Annotated in this window: 14 protein-coding genes and 1 pseudogene; 5 read left to right on the top strand and 10 right to left on the bottom strand. The window is 66.1% G+C overall.

Features of this window, described 5'->3' with window-relative positions; translation table 11 throughout:
* The first annotated feature begins 344 nt into the window (after positions 1-344).
* On the top strand, positions 345-1,649 hold the full coding sequence (locus L5014_RS29125; RefSeq protein ID WP_238467262.1) for a solute carrier family 23 protein: 1,305 nt from the start codon (positions 345-347) through the stop codon (positions 1,647-1,649).
* A 154-nt stretch (positions 1,650-1,803) separates the two neighbouring features.
* Here the strand turns inward: L5014_RS29125 and L5014_RS29120 are convergent, their stop codons facing one another.
* On the bottom strand, positions 1,804-3,471 hold the full coding sequence (locus tag L5014_RS29120) for a Na+/H+ antiporter (RefSeq protein ID WP_238467261.1): 1,668 nt from the start codon (positions 3,469-3,471) through the stop codon (positions 1,804-1,806).
* A 231-nt stretch (positions 3,472-3,702) separates the two neighbouring features.
* Here L5014_RS29120 and L5014_RS29115 point away from each other — a divergent pair, with 231 nt between their 5' ends.
* Positions 3,703-5,013 (top strand): sensor domain-containing phosphodiesterase, encoded by a 1,311-nt coding sequence (locus tag L5014_RS29115; protein WP_238467260.1) that lies wholly within the window; start codon positions 3,703-3,705, stop codon positions 5,011-5,013.
* Between the two features lie 96 nt (positions 5,014-5,109).
* Here L5014_RS29115 and L5014_RS29110 read toward each other — a convergent pair whose 3' ends face one another.
* The 7 genes and pseudogenes from L5014_RS29110 to L5014_RS29080 all read right to left on the bottom strand — a co-directional run.
* Positions 5,110-8,784, bottom strand: coding sequence for an indolepyruvate ferredoxin oxidoreductase family protein (locus tag L5014_RS29110; protein ID WP_238467259.1), 3,675 nt, complete (start codon positions 8,782-8,784; stop codon positions 5,110-5,112).
* Positions 8,785-9,021: 237 nt separating this feature from the next.
* Positions 9,022-9,906, bottom strand: coding sequence for an ion channel (locus tag L5014_RS29105; RefSeq protein WP_238467268.1), 885 nt, complete (start codon positions 9,904-9,906; stop codon positions 9,022-9,024).
* A gap of 477 nt (positions 9,907-10,383) precedes the next feature.
* Positions 10,384-10,629, bottom strand: a complete 246-nt coding sequence (locus L5014_RS29100) for a hypothetical protein (RefSeq protein WP_238467258.1) — start codon at positions 10,627-10,629, stop codon at positions 10,384-10,386.
* 210 nt (positions 10,630-10,839) lie between these two features.
* Positions 10,840-11,061, bottom strand: coding sequence for a hypothetical protein (locus L5014_RS29095; RefSeq protein ID WP_238467257.1), 222 nt, complete (start codon positions 11,059-11,061; stop codon positions 10,840-10,842).
* 190 nt (positions 11,062-11,251) lie between these two features.
* Positions 11,252-12,229: a carbohydrate kinase family protein gene (locus L5014_RS29090; RefSeq protein WP_238467256.1), complete on the bottom strand. Its 978-nt coding sequence runs from the start codon at positions 12,227-12,229 to the stop codon at positions 11,252-11,254.
* Positions 12,230-12,338: 109 nt separating this feature from the next.
* Positions 12,339-13,709: an AGE family epimerase/isomerase gene (locus L5014_RS29085; RefSeq protein ID WP_238467255.1), complete on the bottom strand. Its 1,371-nt coding sequence runs from the start codon at positions 13,707-13,709 to the stop codon at positions 12,339-12,341.
* A 174-nt stretch (positions 13,710-13,883) separates the two neighbouring features.
* Positions 13,884-14,888, bottom strand: a pseudogene (locus L5014_RS29080) (LacI family DNA-binding transcriptional regulator); the annotation flags it as partial.
* 236 nt (positions 14,889-15,124) lie between these two features.
* On the opposite strand from L5014_RS29080, the gene L5014_RS29075 reads away from it, so the two are divergent.
* Entirely contained in the window at positions 15,125-15,322 is a 198-nt protein-coding gene (locus L5014_RS29075; RefSeq protein ID WP_338019348.1) for a DUF3309 domain-containing protein, read from the top strand.
* A 106-nt stretch (positions 15,323-15,428) separates the two neighbouring features.
* Here L5014_RS29075 and L5014_RS29070 read toward each other — a convergent pair whose 3' ends face one another.
* Positions 15,429-17,246, bottom strand: coding sequence for an EAL domain-containing protein (locus L5014_RS29070; RefSeq protein ID WP_238467267.1), 1,818 nt, complete (start codon positions 17,244-17,246; stop codon positions 15,429-15,431).
* Positions 17,247-17,607: 361 nt separating this feature from the next.
* Positions 17,608-18,651 carry a bile acid:sodium symporter family protein gene (locus L5014_RS29065; RefSeq protein WP_238467253.1) on the bottom strand — a complete coding sequence of 348 codons (1,044 nt, stop codon included), beginning with the start codon at positions 18,649-18,651 and terminating at the stop codon, positions 17,608-17,610.
* 564 nt (positions 18,652-19,215) lie between these two features.
* Between L5014_RS29065 and L5014_RS29060 the strand changes: the two genes are divergently transcribed.
* A complete protein-coding gene (locus L5014_RS29060; protein WP_238467252.1) occupies positions 19,216-19,833 on the top strand; it encodes a hypothetical protein in 618 nt (205 codons plus the stop codon).
* Between the two features lie 587 nt (positions 19,834-20,420).
* Positions 20,421-21,530, top strand: a complete 1,110-nt coding sequence (locus L5014_RS29055) for a porin (protein ID WP_238467251.1) — start codon at positions 20,421-20,423, stop codon at positions 21,528-21,530.
* Positions 21,531-21,712 lie beyond the last annotated feature (182 nt).

Raw genomic sequence — 21,712 nt, 5'->3', positions numbered from 1 at the left:
CTCCTCGATGCTCAGCACGTCCTGCATGGGGTCTTCTCCGGGCAAAAGCCAGAGTAAACGCGTCATGGCGCGGGTTTACAACTTTTGTGACAGGCGTTTTTACATTTCATGCGATTGCCCTGTTACGTGGCTTTATGCGGCTTTAAGCACCACCCTCGCCATGCGCCCCACCTGCGCCGCACCGATGTTTCGTCCGACCCACAGGCTCGCAAGTCTGCCTTGCCACGCCGTTTGCGGCTCCGTACACTCGCGCGAGATTTCTCCCCTGAAAGACAAAACCGGACCACGCCGGCGGCTGTTGCCGTCGCTGGCGCAAGACGGTCGACAACGGCACGAGGAGCCTCATGTCTGATTCCTACTTTCCACGCTGGCGCGCGCAAGCGAGCACCGCGAAGAGCGTCGTCGCGCCCGACGAACGCCTGCCCTGGCCGCAGATGTTCGCGATGGGCGTGCAGCACGTCGTCGCCATGTTCGGCTCGACGGTGCTCGCGCCGCTGCTCATGGGCTTCGATCCGAACCTGTGCATCTTCATGTCGGGTATTGCCACGCTGCTGTTCTTCGTCGTGGTGGGCGGACGGGTGCCCAGCTACCTCGGCTCGAGCTTCGCGTTCATCGGCCTCGTGATCGCGGTCACGGGCTACGGCGGCCACGGGCCCAACACCAACATTCCGGTCGCGCTCGGCGGCATCATTGCGTGCGGCGTGGCCTACGCGCTGATCGGCGTGCTCGTTTCGGTCGTTGGCACGACCTGGATCGAAACGCTCATGCCGCCTGTCGTGACCGGTGCGATCGTGGCCGTGATCGGCCTGAATCTGGCGCCCATCGCCGTGAAGGGCGTGAGCGCCTCGCAGTTCGATTCGTGGATGGCGCTCATCACCATCCTCTGCGTCGGCGGCGTGGCCGTTTTCACGCGCGGCATGCTGCAGCGTCTGCTGATTCTCGTGGGTCTCGCGATCGCCTACGCGATCTACGCGATCGTGACCAATGGCATGGGCATGGGCAAGCCGATCGACTTTGCGATCGTCGGCAATGCCGCCTGGTTCGGCCTGCCGAAGTTCAGCGCGCCCGTGTTCGATCCGCACGCGATGACGATGCTCGTGCCCATCGCCGTGATCCTCGTGGCGGAGAACCTCGGCCACATCAAGGCCGTCTCCGCGATGACCGGCACCAACCTCGACCGCTACGTGGGCCGCGCGTTCATCGGCGACGGCCTGGGCACCATCGTCTCGGGCTTCTCGGGCGGCACGGGCATGACGACCTACGCGGAGAACATCGGCGTGATGGCCGTCACCAAGATCTATTCGACGCTCGTGTTCGTGATTGCTGCGCTCATCGCGCTCGTGCTCGGTTTCTCGCCGAAGTTCGGCGCCGTGATCCAGACGATTCCGGGGCCGGTGCTCGGCGGCGTTTCCATCGTCGTGTTCGGTCTCATTGCCGTGACGGGCGCGCGCATCTGGGTCGTCAACAAAGTCGACTTCTCGGATAACCGCAACCTGATCGTGGCTGCCGTCACGCTCGTGCTCGGCGCGGGCGACTTCTCGCTCAAGCTCGGCAATTTCGGGCTCGGCGGCATTGGCACGGCAACCTTCGGCGCGATCATCCTCTACGCGCTGCTGCGCAAGAAGCCGGCGCAGGAAGCGGCCGTTTAAGGCCGTGTAGATGAGATAAGGCGCGGTCTTGGCGCGCCGGGGGCGTGTTCGGTGCCACGCCCGCGCGCGTAGGACTCGCGCGCATGAAAAAACGCGACGCCTTTTGCGAAAGGGCGTCGCGTTTGTTTTTTTGTGCGCCTCTTCGCGAAGTCGCTTAGCCCCGATTGCGCCCGCGCGTGGTCATCGCGGTTTCGGAGAGATCCACTTCGCGCATCAGCTTCATGAGCGTCTCGTCGTTGATCGTCTGCCGGTTGCGCAGATCGAGCAGCGTCGCGCGCTCGGCGCGCATGGCCGCGAGACGCATCTGCAATTCGAGCGCCTCGGCCTCGCGCGCGTGTTTGGCGCGATCGCGGTCGGCGTCGAGCGTCGCAAGGCGCCGCCGGTAGGTGTCCATCACGCGCGCGGTGACATCGGCGGCGTAGGCGGCCTGCGATTCGTCCATGTCCTCGGTGGCTTGCTCGTGCAGCGCATCCACGGCGCGAATCGCGGCTTGTGCCGCTTGCGCGCGCGCGGCGCGTTCCTCGGCGGCGTGCACCGCACTGGTGCCGCGTTTCACGCCGCGCAGCAGCAACGGCAGCCCGACGATCGCCACCAGCAGCGAAGCGAGAATCACCCCCGAGGCGATGAAAATCGCGGTGTCGCGGCCCGGCAGCGGCGCGCCGCTCTTGAGCGCCACGGGCAGCGAGAGCACGCCCGCGAGCGTGACCGCGCCGCGCACGCCGGCTACTGTGGTGATCGCCACGGTGCGCAGGCCCGGCACTGCGTTGGCTATGCCGTGACGCGCGGCGCCGCGGCTCGCCACCCAGCGCAGCAGCCACACCCAGCCGAAGCGCATCGCATAGAGCGCTGCCAGCACGGCGGCGATATAGCCGATCAGACGCAGCATCTGCACGTTGCTCGTGTGATGCGCGTCGAGCAGCGCCTTGCCGAGAATGCCCGGGAACTGCAAGCCGAGCAGCGTGAACACCATGCCGTTGAAGACGAATTCGATCATCGACCACGTGCTGCTCGCGCGCACGCGCGAGGACACCGGCCCCGTGTGCGCGACGCTCGTGTAGTTCATCGTCATCCCGGCGGCCACGGCGGCGAGCACGCCCGAGACTTCGAGATGCTCCGCGAAGAGATAGGCGGCGAACGGAATCAGCAGGGTCATCACGACGCCGGGCGCGGGGTCGCCCTCGTCGGTCACGTTGAGAAAGCGCGCGGAGGCGAAGCTGAAGAGCCAGCCGATCGCCGCGCCCACGGCGAGCCCGCCCGCTGCGATCAGGAAGAAGCTGAGCGTGGCTTCGCGCAGCGAGAAGTAGCCGGTGAGCGCGGCGGCCACGGCGAACTTGAGCGCGACGAGGCCGGACGCGTCGTTCATCAGCGCTTCGCCTTCGAGGATGTGCATGAGCTGCGCGGGAATCTTGTCCTTGCCCGCGATGGCGGAGAGCGCGACGGCGTCGGTGGGCGAGAGCACGGCGGCGAGCGCGAAGGCCACCGGCAGCGAGATTTGCGGCACGAGCCAGTGCACGAAATAGCCCACGACCACCACGGTGAACAGCACGAGGCCGAGCGCGAGCATCAGGATCGCGCGGCGCTGCATGAAGAATTCGCGCTTGGGCATGCGCCAGCCGTCGGCGAACAGGAGCGGCGGGATGAACAGCGCCATGAAGATGTCGGGATCGAACGTGACGTGCGGATTGATGCGCGGAAACGTGAGCAATGCGCCGATGGCGATCTGCAAGAGCGGCAGTGGCAGCTTGACGGGCAGCAGGCGCACGACGATGCCCGAAAGCGCCACAGCAAGGAGCAGAATGAGAACGGTGAAAATGGTGTCCATCGATGGGATAAGGCGGGGGCGCGGTGCGTCCCTTTAATGCGGAAGCGTTGCGAACGGATGCGGAAAACGCCTGGCGAGGCAGGCGGCGGCTGGCGGACAGTTTAGCCCGAGCGCGCTTTTCGGCGCCGCGAAGCGGGCCGCTGCGCGTGCGCGCCCGGTTCTTGCTTGCCACCGGAGGCGCAACGCAGGGACCGTCGGGCCGCTGCGATCAACTTGGGCGAAGAGGAAAGCATGAGCACAGAGCAGCAGGACAAGACGGCCACGGCGCCTCATGGCTTCGACCTGAGCGTCGCATCGGGGCTGCAGCGCTATAGCGCGCAACACGGCGAGCTCACGCTCACGAGCGTGTTTCAGCCCGTTTTCAGCCTCTCGCACATGCGCGCGATCGGCTACGAAGGATTCCTGCGCGCGCACGATGCGCTCGACCGGCCCATCTCGCCGCTCGACGTGTTCGGCGAGGCCGCGCGCGTGGGCGGGGTGCTCCAGGTGGACCGGCTCGCGCAGGCGCTGCATCTGGAAAACTTCGCATTGCTGGGCGCCGAGCGCGAGTGGTTGTTTCTGAACGTGCATCCGGGCACGCTGATCGACCCGTATCACGCGGCGACGCTGCTGGCGAACCTGCAGCGGCTCGACTTGCCGCCACGGCGTGTCGTGCTCGAAGTGCTGGACGTGCCAGACGTGCCGAACATGCGCGACGCCGGGGCGCCCGCTCTCGACGCCCTCGCGCAGGCCGTGGCCGGATTTCGCGAGCGCGGCTTTCTCGTCGCGCTCGACGACTTCGGCGCGGGCCATGTCGATATCGGCCGCGTGTGGCGGTTGAATCCCGATATCGTGAAGCTCGACCGCATCATGCTGCTGCACGCCGCGCATCGCGCCGATATGGCCGCGACGCTGCCCGCACTCGTCGCGCTGCTGCACGAGGCGGGCAAGCTGGTGCTGATCGAGGGCGTGGAGACGGAGCAGGAGGCGCAGCTCGCGCTCTCGTGCAACGCCGACTTCGTGCAGGGCTTTTTCTTCGCGCGGCCCGCGCCCGGCCTCACCGACGCGGCCCACGCGCAGGCGGTGATCGCCGAGGCCACGGAACGATTTCGTGAGCATACCGAAGCACACGAGCGCGGCATGGCGAATCGTCTCGCGCCCTACGTGCGCGCGTTCGAGCGCGCAGCGGAGCGCCTTGGCGCGGGCGAGTCGCTCGAGGAGGTGTGCTGGAATTTTCTGGCGCTCGACCATGCGGCGCGCTGCTTTTTGCTCGACGCGAACGGGCGTCAGGCCGGGCGCAACGTGGTGCTGCGCGTGGACCGCGCCGAGCACGACGCGCGCTTCTTGCCCCTCGACGACGCGCAAGGCGCGAACTGGCTGCGCCGGCCGTATTTTCGTGCGGCGCTGGTAGCGCCGGGGCGTGTGCACGTAAGCGCACCGTACCTCTCGATCAACGAGGCGCTGCCGTGCGTGACGCTCTCGATGGCCGTGCAGGTGGGCGACCGCCTGTGCGTGCTATGCGGCGACGTGGACTGGTTCGCCGAAGAAGCAGCCGGAGCGTGAGCCGCGCGTAGCGGCGACATCGATGAAAAAACGGCGCGAGTGTGAGGCACTCGCGCCGTTTGTTTCCTTGCATTTGCCCGGTCTGAATGCGGCGGCTTACTTGGCGACCACCACCGGAATCCCCCGCAACGCGCCCGCGCCCTTGAACGAGGCGAGCGCCTCGTTGACGGCCGCGCTCGTCTTCACGTCGATGTTCAGGCGTGTGGCGAGTTCGCGCTCGCTGCGCTTGACCGAGGCGAGATTCGCGAGCTTCACATGGCCGTAGCCGCGCACGCGCTGATGCAGGCTCGCGAACTTCGCGAGATCGGCGGCCTGATCGGCGGACTTTGCGGCGCTGACGCTCGCGAGCGCGCCGCGCAGCGTCGCTTCATAGTCGTCGGCGAGGGCGCGTTCCATGCGGCGCTCGAGCGTCTTGCCGAACGGATCGAGCCACGTGCCGCGCACGCCGCGACCCTTCTTTAGCAGCCCGAACGCGCTCCACAGCCACTGGCCGAACTGCATCTTGCGCGGATGCTGGCCGTTCTTCTCACGCGCGATGAGCGGCGGCGCGAGGTTGAACTTCACCGTGAAGTCGCTGCCCGCCTTGCCTTCGAACTGCGCTTCGAGCGCGGCGCGGAAGGCCGGATCGGCGTGCAGGCGCGCCACTTCGTATTCGTCCTTCACCGCGAGCAGGCGATAGAACGTGTTCGCCACGGCGCGCGCGAGCGCTTGATCGGCGGATTTATCGGCGAATTTGCCCACTTCGCGTGCAGCGTCGACCAGCGCGCGATAACGCTTCACGTAGCTCGCGCCGCCGTATGCGAGCAAGCGTTGCTCGCGATCGGCGATCAACTCGTCGAGCGTTTGCGTGAGCTTGCGCACCGTCGCTTTCGCAGCAGCCGCACGCTGCGTGTCCAGCGCTTCGAGCGCGGCCGCATCGGCGGCGGCGAGACGTCCGATCGAGAGTGCGAACAGATTCGCCTGCACGGCCACGTTGTTCAACTCGATCGCACGCGTGAGCGCCGCGAGCGAAACCGGCACGAGGCCGAGCTGCCACGCGAAGCCGAGCATCAGGATGTTCGCGCCGATCGTGTCGCCCAGGAAGCGTTGTGCCAGCGCTTGCGCATCGCAGGTCGAAAGCGGATCTTGAGCCGCGCTTTTTTCATTCGCCGCGCCGTTGGTCGCCGCGTGGCGCATCTTCGCGAGCAGGGCGTCGGCGTGCAGATTCGCTTCGGGGTTCTGCACGAACGCCGCGTTCGGAATCTCGTGCGTGTTCACGACAATGCGCGTGCGATCGTGGCGCACCGTTTGCAGCGCGTCGGCGCTCGCGCCCACCACCATGTCGCAGGCGAGCAGCAGGTCGGCCTGCTGGGTGTCGATGCGCACCTGGTTGAGCAGCGCATCGGTCGCGGCGAAGCGCACGAATGACAGCACCGAGCCGCCCTTTTGCGCGAAGCCCATGAAGTCGAGCACGGAGGCGCTCTTGCCTTCCAGGTGCGCGGCCATGCTGATGAGCGCGCCCACCGTCACCACCCCGGTTCCGCCCACGCCGGTCACGAGAATATCGTAGGGTGCGTTATCCAGATGCGTGGCCGGAACGGGCAGCGCATTCACGCGCGCGGCCAGCGCCTGCGGATCGAACACCGCGCCCGCGGCCTTCTTGAGCTTGCCGCCTTCAATGGTGACGAAGCTCGGGCAAAAGCCGTTCACGCACGAATAGTCCTTGTTGCACGACGATTGGTCGATGCGGCGCTTGCGTCCCAGTTCCGTTTCCACGGGCTCGACCGAGAGGCAGTTCGACTGCACGCCGCAATCGCCGCAGCCTTCGCAGACTTCCTCGTTGATGAACAGACGCTTGTCCGGGTCGGGAAATTCGCCTTTCTTGCGGCGGCGGCGCTTTTCGGCGGCGCAGGTCTGGTCGTAGATCAGCACGGTTACGCCCGACGTTTCGCGCAGCTCGCGCTGCACGGTGTCGAGCTCGCTGCGGTGATGGAACGTCGTGCCCTTCGGGAACAGGCCGTGATGGCCGTCGTACTTCTCGGGCTCGTCGCTCACCACCACGAAGCGCGAGACGCCTTCGGCTTCCACCTGGCGCGCGATCTGCGGCACGGAGATGCTGCCGTCCACGGGCTGGCCGCCCGTCATCGCCACGGCGTCGTTGTAGAGAATCTTGTAGGTGATGTTGGCCTTCGCGGCCACGGCCTGGCGAATCGCAAGGATGCCTGAATGAAAGTAGGTGCCGTCGCCGAGATTCTGGAACACGTGGCGCGTTTTCGTGAACATCGAGTGCGAGGCCCAGTCCACGCCTTCGCCGCCCATCTGAATGAGACCGGTGGTGTCGCGCTCCATCCACGAAGCCATGAAGTGACAGCCGATACCGGCCTGCGCGACCGAGCCTTCGGGCACCTTCGTCGAGGTGTTGTGCGGGCAGCCCGAGCAGAAGTAGGGCGTGCGCTTCACCGCGTCCGCCACGTTCGAGAGAATCTGCGGCGCGACGAGATCGACCACGCGCTCGCGGCGGTCGAGCGCCGGCTTGTGCTTCGCGAGCCACGCGGCGAACACGGGCAGGATGCGCGAGGGGCGCAACTCGCCCAGCTCCGGGAGCAGCAGCGCGCCATCTTCGGCGTGCTTGCCGACGATGTTCGGGCGCGCGCCTTCCTTGCGGTTGTAGAGATGGTCCTTGATCTGCTGCTCGATCACGGGGCCTTTCTCTTCGATCACGAGCACGTCGGTGAGTCCCGAGACGAAGGCGTCGAGGCGCGTCATCTCCAGCGGGAACGAAAGCCCCACCTTGTAGATGCGCACGCCCGCGCGATCGAGATCCTCGAGTGTGAGATCGAGGCGGCGCAGCGTCTCCATCAGGTCCAGATGCGCCTTGCCGCAGGTGACGATGCCCACGTTCGCGTGCGGGCTCGGCGCGACCCACTTGTCGATGCTGTTGGTGCGCGCGAAGTGGCGCACGGCGTCGAGCTTCGCGGCGAGGCGCTGCTCGATCGCGAGGCTCGGCAGATCGGGCCAGCGGTTGTGCAGGCCACCCGGCGGCGGGGCGAAACCCGCCGTTGCCCAATCCGGTGCTTGCCAGTCGGTCTTGAGTGCGTCGAGATCGACGGTCGAGCCCGATTCCACCGTCTCCGAAATGGCCTTGTAGCCCACCCATGCGCCCGAGTAGCGCGAGAGCGCCCAGCCGTACAGGCCGAATTCGAGCATGTCGGCGATGTTCGACGGATTCACGATGGGCATGTGCCACGCCATCATCGCGAAGTCGCTCTGATGCGGCATCGACGACGACACGCAGCCGTGATCGTCGCCGGCCACCACGAGCACGCCGCCGTGCGGCGACGAGCCGTAGGCGTTGCCGTGCTTGAGCGCGTCGCCGGCGCGATCGACGCCCGGGCCCTTGCCGTACCACATCGCGAACACGCCTTCGACGGTGCGCTCCGGGTCCGCTTCCACGCGCTGCGTGCCGAGCACGGCGGTGCCGCCCAGTTCTTCGTTGATGGCGGGCAGGAAGCGCACGTCGGCGGCTTCGAGCAGTTTCTTCGCTTTCCAGGCCTGCTGATCGACCATGCCGAGCGGCGAGCCGCGATAGCCGCTGATGAAGCCCGCCGTGTTCAGCGCGTGCGCCCGGTCGAGCGCGCGCTGCATGAGCGGCAGGCGAATGAGCGCCTGGGTGCCGGTGAGGAAGATGCGGCCGTGCGTGGCGGTGAGGTTGTCGGTGAGCTTGTAGTCGGCCAGATGAGGCACATGCGGGGGCGTGGAAGGCGTGTCGCCGAACGCGGGGCGCGCAGTCATGGGGAGTCTCCGTTTATTGCTGTCGTCCGCCCTTCATGGAGGGCGGCGAAGAAGACTCTATTTTTTCGCGCCAATGACGGAAATATTTTGCTAACTGACCAGGCGCGGGGGCGATTCGCGCGACAGGCTACCCGTGGCGAGTCAATTTTGAGAAAGATCTCCTTGCGGCCCATCTGGGGGGATTGGGGGCGCGCTTCCGGCAGACCTCCGGAACCCGCGACGCGGGCGGGGCGGGATTCAGATCACGTGCGGTCCGTACGGTTTTGAGTCGTCGAACGGCACTACGTCGTGAAAGTGCGTGTAGTCCATGACGCTCATGCCGTTCACCTCGCTTATCAGGTCGACATAGCGGTAGTGCCAGCGGATCTGCGTGTCGGACCAGGTATAGCGCGCCTGCATGGTCTGCGCGGTCGTTTCGTCCGAGCCCTCGATCACGACGAGCAGCGCCGCGTTCTGGCGCGCGAGCGATTCGGGCGTGGCGCCAAAGAGCGGGCTCGACTCGTCGATCACGTGCATGAGGTTCCAGCCGAGCGTGAAGAGCGGATGCTCCGAGCGCACCAGATTGAGATCGTAGATGCGCCGCGCGGTGTAGCCGTCCGAGGTGGTTTCGACGCGGATCAGCCGCAGCTTCGCCTGCGCTTCGGCGATCACATTCTGGCGCGCATTGGCGGCGCGCGCCATCAGCGTCATGTGGCTTTCGATCGGATGCACGACCACCTGCTTCGCGAACAGAATCTTCGCGCGCGGGCGCGAGAAGCGCGCGAACACGAGCCCCGTGGCCAACGCGACCCCCGACATGCCGATGAAGATCTCGAGCGTCGCCACGAGATGCGCATAGACGGTTTGCGGATGCATGTCGCCGTAGCCGACCGTCGCGAGCGTCTCGACGCTGAAGAAGAACGCGCCGAGGAAATCATGCGGATCCTGGTTGGCGATGGGCGCCGTGCCAAGCTGATAAAGGCAGGCGAAGACGCCGTTGAGCAGCACGAACAGTCCGGCGAGCGAGGCGAAGAACGTGGGCCAGCGCATCGTGAGCGCGAAGTGATAGAAGTCGCGCCAGGTCTCGACGGGCATGCCGTAGACGAAAATCTCGCGCGAGCCGACGTGCAGCTTGCGCGGCATGCTGCGATGGACTTCGGGTTCAGGTTCGGGTTCGGGCGCCGATGCGGCGGCGGTCGTTGCGGCGGAGCGTGCTGCGGTGGATCCCGACTCGGTGGATATCGCCGCAGTGGACACCGTTGCGGCGGGCGTTGCCAGGCACAGCGGGTCGGTCGAGGTTTCCTCTTCGGGGCACTCATCCGCTTCGCTGGCGGGGGGCGCGTGTATCGCACAGGCGTCTCGCGCGGCGGCCGGATCGGTCTGCTCGCGTGCATCGCGCTTCGGCATTCCGAATGTCATGGCGGTCCTTCTTCGGGGGGCGAAATGAGGAGGCAAGGGTAGCAATCCCGGAGAAGGCGGACAAGCGGCCACGCGCACAGATGGCCTGTGCGGGATCAAGCCAGGGTCAAACCGCTATCAACCGGTACCCAGCGCAGTACCCGGCGGGGAGCAAGCCGGGAGCAAGCGAAGATTCGGATGCGCGCGGTGCGAGCGCGCCGGTCACGGAAATGCGTGCGGCTTGGGAATGCCCGCGCCATGCTCGATGTCGGCGATGGCCTGGCGGTGCGCGGCGTCGACGGCCTCGGTGGGCGCCTCGAAACCCGCGTTGCCGCCAATCGTGACCCATGGCTGCACGGGCTTGTCGCGGTGCGTGATCTGATATTCGGCGTCCCAGCGCGCGCCCTGCAATTCAAGCGGATGCACGTGGATGGCGTAGACGCCATAGAGAAAGAGTTGTTCGGCCATGATCATCTCCTGTCGACCAGAGCTAGCGCCTTAGCGCTTGGTCTGATCCCATGCAGAGCAGCCGGTCAGGGGCCGTTACCGGTATGAACAGGCCCCGGGTGAAACTCGTTCGTGCGTGGGCGACGACCCATTGCTGGGGCGCGCCCGAAAGAGGACCGTCGAGGACAGGATCGCCGTCCCGCGCGGTTCGCATTTGTCTCTCCTGCACCCTTACAGTTCGAGCTCGCCAAGCAGGCGGTGCGCGAGCGCCTTGGCCTCTTCCAGTGCTTCTTCCGGCGTGCCCGAGGCGCTGTCCACTTCGTAGATCGCGTTCTCGAGTTCTTCGCCGTCGTCGCGCGCCAGGGAGACCAGGCCCTGGTACTGGCCGGCATTCATGGGCCGCACCGAGGCGACTGCCGTGTAGATCCCCTTGCTGTAGCTGACGTCTTCCATAGCGGGCTCCTCGTGAAAGGAAACCCCATGCTAGCACGTTGATCACGCGCCTGCGGGGCACGTACGTGACGCTGACAAGGCGCTTTCATGTCAGCCGTGCGCCTTGCATCGCGCGCGGCGCCAAAGGGCTGGCGGCCCGCCGGTGCGCGGCGCACGGGCAGGCGAGGGCGCTCGATCGCGCTCGAGAGCGCTAGTCCGCGAGCAGCGCGACGACTTCGTCGAGCGTGGGCGAATGCGCGCCGGGACGGCGGCACGCGGCAGCGCCGGCGGCGAGCGCGAACGCCAGATGCTGGCGCCAGTCGCGCTGCGGCGTGCTCATCAGGCTGAAGAGCAGCCCGCCGATGGAGGCGTCGCCCGCGCCCACGGTATCGGCCACTTCGACGCGCGGCGGGGCCGCCTCGATCACGGCATCGCCGGCATAGAGCGTCGCGGGCTGCGCGCCGCGCGTGACGAGCAGCGTCGCGGCGGGGTTCAGCGCGCGCAGGGCGGCGATGGCATCCGCTTCGCTTTGGCCGGCGAACAGCATGCGCAGGTCTTCGTCGGAGACCTTGATGAGGTCGGCGAGCGCGGCCATGCGGTGCAGGATCGGCTCGTAGCCGTGCGCCATCAGGTTGCGGTAGTTCGGATCGAAGCTGATCTTCACGCCCGCCGCGCGCAATTGCGCCGCGAGCGTCGCGAGCGTTTCGCCGAGCGGCTGGCGCACGAGGCTGATGCAGCCGAAGTGCGCCCACTTCGCATGCGCGCGCCAGCCTTCGGGCAGCTTCGCCGGATCGAAGGCGAGGTCGGCGCTGTTATCGCCGATGAAGTAGTACGCGGGCGGATGCGTCTGGTGCACGATCGCGAGCAGCGGCGCGCGTTCCACACGCTGCATGAAGCGCATGTCGAGGCCGGCGGCGACGCTCGCGTTCCAGAGCTCGTCGGAGAAGTTGTCGGTGCCGAGCGCGCCCGCGCACGCCGTGGGCAGACCGAGACGCGCTACCGCGCGCGCCACGTTCCAGCCCGCGCCGCCGGGATGCGCGCGCCAGTGTGAGTCCATGCCCGGCGCGCCCGACGCGTGCGCCGTGCCTTCGGGCGCGGGGCCGCGCACGAGATCGGTGAGGATGTCGCCCGCCGAGATGAACGCGGGGAAGCCGGACGAGAAGTCGGGGCCAGTGCTGCAAGTGCTCATCGCTTGTTCCTTCTCTTGTTTCTTCGCCTGTTGCTTCGCGGTTACGTCGATATGGCTTCGATGTTGCTGCGCCGTTGCTTCGATATTGCGCCGTGATGCTTTGAGGCGCTCACGCGCTGCCGTCCGTGCCGTTCGCCTGCGCGAAGGCCGGCTCGTGTCCCGCACGTCCTGCATGTTCTCCGATGATCGGCGCCATGCCTCGGCCCGGCAATGCATTCAGGACTTCGTAGCATGCGCCCATCGTGTGGTAATCGGTCTTGCCCGCAGGGCTTTTCTCGTCACTGTACTTGCGGTTGTCGCAGGTGAGTATGCGGTACCACGCACCATGGCGATGATCGACGAAATGCGCCCAGCTATAGCGCCAGATCTCGTCGTGCCAGTCCCAGAAGCGCTCGTTGCCGGTGCGCTTCGCGAGCAGCGCGGCGGCGGCGAAGGTCTCGGCCTGGACCCAGAAGTACTTGTCGTGGTCGCACACCGTGCCGTCCGGGCCGAAGCCGTAGTAGAGCCCGCCGTGGTCGTCGTCCCAGGCGTGCGCCATGGCTGCGTCGAACAGTTCGATCGCGCGCGGCAGCAGCCACGGCAGCGGGCGATGGCGCTCGAGGATCATGAGCAGCTTCGCCCATTCGGTCTGATGCCCCGGCTGGAAGCCCCACGGACGGAAGATGTTCGAGCTGTCCGCTTCGTTGTAGTGCCAGTCCACCGACCAGTCGGCGTGAAAGTGCTCCCACACGAGACCTTGCGAGAGCTTCGCCTGGCGCAGCGTGATGTTCGACGCGACGCGCTCCGCGCGGTCGAGATAGACGAGATGGCCGGTCGCCTCGTAGGCGGCGAGCAGCGCCTCGGTCGTGTGCATGTTCGCGTTCTGGCCGCGATAGCTCGACACGATCCAGTCGGCGCTGGCTTCGTCGGCGTAAAGGCCCGCTGCGCCGTCCCAGAAGCGATGCTCCATCAACTCGAAGGTGGCGGCGATCATCGGCCGGGCTTCTTCGATGCCCGCCATCGCCGCGTGCGCATAGGCGAGCAGCACGAAGGCGAGGCCGTAGCAGTGGCGCGTGGCATCGAGCGTGCGTTTCTTGCCGTCGCGCCAGTCGATCTCCCAGTCGTAGCCCTGGTGATGCGGATCCCAGTGGCCTTCGCGCAGGAACTGCAGGCCGTGGCGCGCGTATTCGAGGTGGAGCGGGTCGCCGAACTCGCGGTACGCCATCGCGTAGTTGAAGACGAAGCGGCAACTGCTCACGAGGTGGCGCGAGTGGGCGTTGTAGATCGAGCCGTCGTCGCGGAAGTAATGGAAGAAGCCGCCCGTGCCGTCGAATACGTTGGGCGCGTAGAAGCGCAGCGTGTCCTCGACATGGCCGAGCAGGAGCGCGCGATCGCGAAAGCTCGCGACGGCGGGTGCCGTGGCATTCGCCTGCGCGCTTGCGCCGGCTGCCTGAGCTTGCTGGGCCGGTTGGGAGGGGACTGCGTTGGAAGGCTTCGTCATGGCTTTCTCGTCCTGGCTTGGCGTGACTGCTGATCAGGCTTGGCGCGGCTTGAGCAGGGCTGCCGCGGCTTGCGGCGCGGCCCGCAACGGTGTGCTTGTGGGTGGACTTGTCGGTGGGCTTGCTGGCGGGCTGATCGATGTGTCTGTCTGTGTGCTTGCTGTGGCGATAGCCGCCGCGGACGGGCGCTCGCTCGCAGCGGTGCTCGCGCGCTCGACGAGCCGCACGGGCAGCACGATTTCGTTTGTCACGGGCGCTTCTTCGAGCAGCAGCTCGACGCCGCGCCGCCCAAGCGCTTCCTTGTCGACGGCGATGGTCGAGAGCGCGGGCGCGGCGTGCGACGCGCCGGGGATATCGTCGAAACCGATGATCGCGATGTCTTGCGGCACACGCAGGCCATGAGCGAGGCACACGCGCATGGCGGCGAGCGCGGCGGCGTCGTTGAAGGCGAACACGGCGTCGGGCGGCGCGCTGCCTGACTGGCGCGCGGCGTCGAACAGGCGCTGCATCGCGAGCGCCGCGCCGGTGTCGGGATCGAGCCCGCCGTCGATGGTGGTTTCCAGCGACGGATCGAACAGCAGCCCCGCTTCGAAGAAGGCGCGCCGGTAGCCGAGCGCGCGTTGGGCGATGCTGTAGTGCGCGAGCGAGCCGCCGATGAACGCCACGCGCCGCCGCCCCTGGCTGAACAGATGATGCATCGCGAGGGCGGCGCCCGCGGCGTTGTCGATGTTCACCGAGCGCAGGCCCTGCGCCCACAGGTCGATCAGCACGAGCGGGCGCTGCAGCGCGACCAGCGCGGCGAGCGTCTCGGGCTCGACGAAACCCGCCACGGCGATGGCGTCGGGCGCATGCAGGCGCAATTGCTGGATGGTGTCGTCGGCGGGGCCGGCGGTGAGCAGCGCGGGCACGATGCCGTGCTCGCGGCAGGCGTCTTCCACGCCGTGCAGGACATGCGAAAAAAACGGGCTCGCGGCGAAATTGTTGTGCTGGCGGTGCAGCAGGAACGTGAGGCGGCGGATGCGCGGACGCAGTTGCCCGCAGTCGTAGCCGAGCGAGCGCGCGATTTCGACGATGCGCGCGCGCGTGAGCTCGGATAAGCCGGGCTGATTCTTCAGCGCGCGGGAGACCGTGCCGATCGACACGTTGGCCGCCTGCGCGACGTCACGAATGGTTGTCCCCATGGTTCCTGTCTGCGCTTGCTGACGCCGCGCGGCGGGCATGCTCGGGATGTGAGCAAGGGCGTGCAAGATGCAACGCGTGCCGCGATATGGCCAGATGTGAGGCGATTGTATAGTAAAAATATGGCCGCGAAACGTTGAAAGGCGGCATAAATCGCCCGTAAATACCCGTAATTACGCGAATAAACGTAAATTTACGTGTTTAGTAAAATTAACTAAACAGAGCATGGGAACGACAGTTGCGCAACGTCGCAGGTCATTGCTCTACGCCGGGGGGCCCCTTGCGCGGCATTACCCTACTGCTTTTTATGGTCCTGCTTCTGATTGCCTCTGTCCCTGCGTGGCCGTACAGCCGCACATGGGGCTACGGGCCGTCCGGCACCGTGGGCGCCGGCGTAATCGTCATGTTGTGGCTCGTGTTGACCGGGCAGGTCTAGACGCGCATTGCCATGTTTACCATGCAAAGAGGCCGGCGCGGATCGCTCCGCGCCGGCCTCGTTCGTCGATGCCCCAATGGCTTCCGGGCGCCGCTGCGGGGCGGCTTCAGCTTTCGCGCGTGGGCAAAAGCGCCGGGCCGTTGCCGCTATCGATCACCACCAGCCCGGACGGATCCTGCTTCGCGCGGCGCTTGGCAATGGCCGCGAGCGACGCGATCGCCTCGCTTCCGCTTCCATGCTGCGCGCCGTGTCCGGGCGCGATATGCACGCAGCCGATCGCCATCGTCACGAAGCTGAAGAAGGTGGCGTTGCCGTGCCGGTCCTCGCCGTGGATGCCACCCGCTTGCCGGTCCGCGTGCGCGTAAAAACTTAGCGCGCCCGCGTTGAACCTCTCGATCGCGCGCCAGGCGCGCGCATGCCATGTCTCGCTCTGGAACAGGATCAGGAAGTCGTCGCCGCCCACATGGCCGAGGAAGTCGCGCGTGGGGTCGCACGCGTCGGCGAGCACCTGCGCCGCGAACTTGAGCACCTCGTCGCCCTGCCAGTAGCCGTACTGATCGTTGAAAGGCTTGAACTGGTTCAGATCGACGTAGCACGCGTGAAACCCCGCGTCGCGCGAGAGCAGCCGCTCGATGTGCGAGCTGATCGGAATGTTGCCGGGCAGAAAGGTGAGGGGATTGGCGTAGCGCGCCGCCTCGACGCGCACTTCCGTCACCGCGCGCACGAGACTCTCGCCGGTGCCGAGTCCCACGTAGCGTCCATCATCGGTGATCACGAAGCCATCGGCGAGATAGCGCTGGTCGTCGCTTGCGAGCAGCGTCGCCATCTGCTCGACGCTCATCGACTGCTCGATCAGCACCGGCGACGCGTTGGCGAATTGCAGGCAGGGCTTCTTGCCGAACACCTCGCGGTGATAGGGCAGCGCGTAGCGGTCCATAAATGCGCGCCGGTTGACGAGCGCAACGGGCGTTTCGCCTTCGACCACGGCCACCGCGTGCAACTCGGGCAGGCGGTTGAATAGCTCGAGCACGTCGTTGTTGGTTGCGCGGCGCGGCAGCGCGGGCGCGTGCACCATCATCTTCTGCGCGGGCGCGCCGCTTGCCGCGCCCACTCCGGCGTTGCGCGTCGCTTCGGGGAACACGGCGATGTGGTGTGCGCGCAGCGCCTCGCGTGCGCGCTCGCCGAGCGTGCGCAGCGCCTGCTCGGCCGGGCGGCCGAAGAAAAAGCCCTGGCCGCACGCGATGCCCATGTCGCGCAGCACGATCAAATCGGCCTCGTTTTCGATGCCTTCGGCCACGAGCCGCGCGCCGCTCGCCTGTGCGAAGTGCTGCATGGCGCGTACCGCTTCGAACTTGAGTGCGTCGCTGGCGATGTCGTGGATAAAGAAGCGGTCGATTTTCACGACGTCGGGTTGCAACTGCACCCACAGGGACATGCTCGCGTTCGCGTTGCCGTAGTCGTCGAGCGCGAACTGCGCGCCGGCCGCGCGCAGCGCCGCGGTCATGTGCGCGAAGTCGCGCACGTCGTCGATGGCGCTCTGCTCGGTGAGTTCGATCACGACGCGATGGGGGGCGATGCCATCGAACAGCGCGAGCACATCGCGGCCTGAAGCGGTGATTTCGCAGAGCGCTTCGGCGCTGAAGTTCAGGAACAGCTTGCCGGCGCAGCCAAGCCGCGCGAACGCTTCAATGCAGGCGGCGCCGGCGGCGCGTTCGAGGGCCGTCGTGCAGCCCGCCGCGTTCGCGTGCGCGAAGAGCGCGGCGGGCGATTCGAGCGGCGAGCCGGCCGGCCCGCGAATGAGGCCCTCGTAGCCAAGGATGGCGCCGTCGTCCAAATCGACGATCGGCTGGAAGGCGGCGCGCAACTGGCGCTGGGCGATCAGGGCCTCGATGCCGGATGGTGCCATCGGCCGCAAAGCGGGCATCGAGGCCACCGGGACCAGCAGGGCAGGCGGCGTGGACGCGCGTGCAGACATGGATAGAGCCGGACAGGCTTGAACGACGGAATTAACCGCAGCAGGGTCTGCCAATTGAATGAATTTTTGATGACATGCCGAGAGAAAGAGGAAGGGATGGGGGAGGAGAACGTTTGCGCAGTTGCTTATGTGTTGTTTGTGCGCACGCGCGGGACGGGGAGATGTCCTTCGCGGGAAGGGCTGCGCTCAGGCGAAGCGGGCCGGGGGGGCGGCTCGCTGTGTGGAAGAGTCGAGCCAATTGCAGGAAGGAGCCTTGAGCTGGGGGGCGCTGAGCTACGAGTGAAATACCGCTCCGCTCCCGGCTTGGAGCCTACTGCCGGCCCCCCGCCACGGCCCGCTCGCTGCGTCCCGCGCGCGATTCGTCGCCGGCTTCGGTGCGCTCGGCGCTCATGTCGCGGGCGCCCCAGCGCTGCGCGAGCGCCGCGCACACCATCAACTGGAGCTGATGGAACAGCATGAGCGGCAGCACCACCGCACCCACGGCACTCGAGGCGAAGATCACCTTGGCCATCGGCACGCCGGCCGCGAGGCTCTTCTTCGAGCCGCAGAAGATGATCGTGATCTGGTCGGCGCGCGAGAAGCCGAGCTTCTTGCTCGTGAACATGGTGGCGCTGAGCGCGAGCGCGAGCAGCACCGCGCTGATCACGATCAGGCCGCCGAGCGCCGCAAGCGGCGTGTGGTGCCAGAGCCCTTCGTTGATCGCCTCGGAAAACGCACCGTAGACCACGAGCAGGATCGAGCCCTGGTCGACGAACTTGAGCACGCCGCGGTTGCGCTCGATCCAGCGGCCGATCACGGGTCGCAGCAGTTGCCCCGCAACGAACGGCACGAGCAGTTGCAGCACGATGTTCCAGACCGTATGCCACGCCGACGTGCCGCCCGCGGCCTGGTTCGTGACGACGAGGCTCACGAGCGCGGGCGTGACGAAGATGCCGATCAGGCTCGACGCCGACGCGCTGCACACGGCGGCGGGCACGTTGCCGCGCGCGATCGAGGTGAACGCGATGGACGACTGCACGGTCGAGGGCAGCGTGCACAGGAACAGCACGCCCATATAGAGCGCAGGCGTGACGAGCGGCGAGAGCACCGGCTTGAGCACGAGCCCGAGCAGCGGGAAGAAGATGAATGTGCTGGTGAGCACGACGATGTGCAGGCGCCAGTGCGTGGCGCCTGCCACGATCGCCTCGCGCGAGAGCTTGGCGCCGTGCAGGAAGAACAGCAGCCCGACGGCTACGTTGGTGAGCCAGTTGAAGGGCATGGTGGCCTGGCCGCGCACGGGCAGCAGGCTGGCGAGGATCACCGTGCCGATGAGGCACAGTGTGAAGTTATCGGGCAGGAATTTCGGACGAGCCATCTGACAGTCTCAAATGCGCACCGCAGCGCGCTTCATTCGATCAGGGGCGCCACGGGAAGAATCGGAATCTCTATTGTCAACGCAAGCCGATTGAAAAAGCAAATTCATTTGACGAATTGATTAATGATCATTTCGCATGAAGTGATGGCTTTCAGAAAAGGTGTCGATACGGTGTGGTCAGCGTGAGACAAGCGGCGCAAACGGGCATCGTCGCGATTCATTCGTCATGCAAAAGAACCTTGCGCGAAGCATCGCGAAACCGGCACGCACCCATGGTCCGCGAAGCCTCGCCGGCAGGGCGTCCGGCGGCTCAGGCAAAGCCCCTCTCGAGCACGAAACAAGCACGAAGCAAACCCGCGCGAAGTGTCCCCAAAGCTCCAAAAATCGTGCAGTAACATGGTGTTACAACCCTTCCGAGGGCATAACACTTTTTGGCTCGACACCCTTTCAGGACGCCCATAAATTACCGTCAAGGAAGGTTCAAAATCCGTTGCGGCAGCAATTGTTGCTCGACACGTGTGGGCTTCCCGGAACGGCCCGCCATGGCCCGAATGGCGGCAAGCCATGCTGAACGTCGGGCAGGTGATCGACACAATGCGTGCAGGGTTGTTACGGATGGGACGGTGTTGCCTGGGGGCCGGATTCGCGGCCCTCGTCGCGTTCGCCCACGTACAACCTGCGTTCGCTGGTCACGGCGGTGGCGGCTTTCATGGCGGTGGCTTTCAGTCCGCGCCCATGATGCGCGACGCGCCGCGCGCGGCCATGCCGATGCAATGGGGCGGCCAGCGTGGCGCCATGGGTCGCGGGAGCGGGGGCTACGGCGGTGCGCCGCGTGGGCACTATGGCGCGGGACCGGTGCGCGTGGCCGAACAGGGTAGCTGGCGAGAACGCCAGGGCGGCCGTCAGGCCGAGCGTCGCGGCGGCGGTTTCGACGGCAACCCGGGCGGCAATCCGGGCGGCAACCCCTATGGCAACGGCTTCGGCGGTTATCACGGCCCGATCCATCCCGTGAGCGCGGACGCACGCCAGGTCCCCCATCCGCCGGCCGATTCGCCGGTGCGCGCTGGCTCCATCCGCGAAGACGTCGCGCGCTACAACGAAGAGCGCAGCACGTTCCGCCCGTTCCAGCGCAACGGCGGCGACGTGCCCCGTCCGCCGATGCCCGCGCCTTATCGTAACTAATTACCGTTTCCTGCCTTCTCCCCCTCCGCTTTTCCAGCCGTTCGCGCGACTCCTCGGACGTTTCCCGCCGCTCCCAATCGGCGTTTTTCCCGCGCGATATTCCACAATGTCAGTCAAAGCGGGCCCGGAATCGGGCTGACCGACCGTTCGGTTGGCGATCCTGATCGAGATCGCTCGCCTTCCAGGTCTCAAAACTGATGCGCGGATACCACACTTTTCGGGAAATCTCTCGTCGTATCGCGCCCTTTCATCATCAAATCCCGGGTTCATGAAGGTGGCGCTCGCGCGGCACGGCCGGGCATGAGCAAAAATCGGGCCGAAGTCCTGTCCATGCGGGTGAGCGGCCAGCCGTCCGTCATACCGCAGTACAGCAAAATGGCCGCCGGAACGGGGAGGATCGAGGGGCGCCGACAGCAAACTAATCGGGCCGATATACCGGCGATAACAATCGATATTTTTGTCCGCCAATATGGTCCGCAAAGATGGTCCCGCCCAGAACGGCTACGCCCTGCGAACGACGAGATAAAAACGGTTTGCGCGAGTGCCAAAGCCGCCAATCACCCCTTTTGACAAAGACAGGAGAACCCATGAAAAAAGTCGTCAGCCGCGCGCTGCGTACGTCGCTGCGTACGCCTCTCAAGGCGAGTGTCATTGCAGCCGTGCTTGCCGCCGCATCGTCGTCGGCATTCGCGCAGTCGAGCGTCCAGCTCTATGGTCAGGTCGACGAGTGGGTCGGGGCAACGCGCTTCCCCGCCGGCAAGACGGCCTGGAACGTGGGCGGCGGCGGCATGTCGACGTCCTACTGGGGCTTGAAGGGCGCTGAGGATCTGGGTGGCGGCTACAAGGCGATCTTCAGGATGGAAAGCTTCTTCCGCGCGCAGAACGGTCAGTTCGGCCGCTTCCAGGGCGACACCTTCTTCGCCCGCAACGCGTACGTCGGCATCGAATCGCCGTACGGTACGCTCGTCGCGGGTCGCGTCACGACGCCGCTGTTCGTCTCGACGATTCTGTTCAACCCGTTCATCGATTCGTACACGTTCTCGCCGATGGTCTTCCATACGTACCTCGGGCTCTCGACGTTCCCGAGCTACGCGACCGATCAGGGCGCGGTGGGCGATTCGGGCTGGAACAACTCGATCCAGTACTCGACGCCGAACTTCAACGGCCTTTCGGGTACGGCCGTGTACTCGCTCGGCAACCAGGCTGGCGAGAACGGCAAGAAGAAGTGGTCCGTCCAGGGCCTGTACTTCCATGGCCCGTTCGCGGCCACGGCGGTTTATCAGTACGTGAACTTCAACAACACGCCGGGCGACATCGGCAACATCGTGAGCGGCCAGCAGGTCGTGCTGGGCCTGCGCAGCCAGGGCATCGCTCAGGTGGGCCTCTCGTATGACCTGAAGTTCGTGAAGTTCTTCGCTCAGTACATGTACACGAACAACAACAGCGACATCAATAGCTGGCACGTGAACACGGGGCAGGGCGGCGTTTCGGTGCCGGTCGGCCCGGGCACGGCAATGGCCTCGTATGCGTACTCGCGCGACAGCGGCGGCATGAACCAGACGCACTCGACCGCGGCAATCGGCTACGACTACCCGCTCTCGAAGCGCACCGACGTCTACGCGGCGTATATGTACGACCACTTCGACAACATGTCGTCGGGTCAGACCTACGGCGTGGGCCTGCGCGCGAAGTTCTAAGCGCTCCCGAGCCTCGGCAGCAAAACGTAAAACGGGCAAAACCCGCAAAACCCCGCGCTGTTCGCAGCGCGGGGTTTTTTTGCGGCTTCGCTGGCGATATGGGTGCGCGTTTGGCTACCAGGAGTTGATAAAGCGCGCACAATACCGGCGATTATTTCCTGATTAACCTGATTTTTTTGTGG

Source organism: Paraburkholderia tagetis, assembly GCF_022213065.1.
Lineage (GTDB): Bacteria > Pseudomonadota > Gammaproteobacteria > Burkholderiales > Burkholderiaceae > Paraburkholderia > Paraburkholderia tagetis.
The sequence above is the reverse complement of the archived record's forward strand: the minus strand, read 5'-3'. Positions and strand labels throughout refer to the sequence as shown.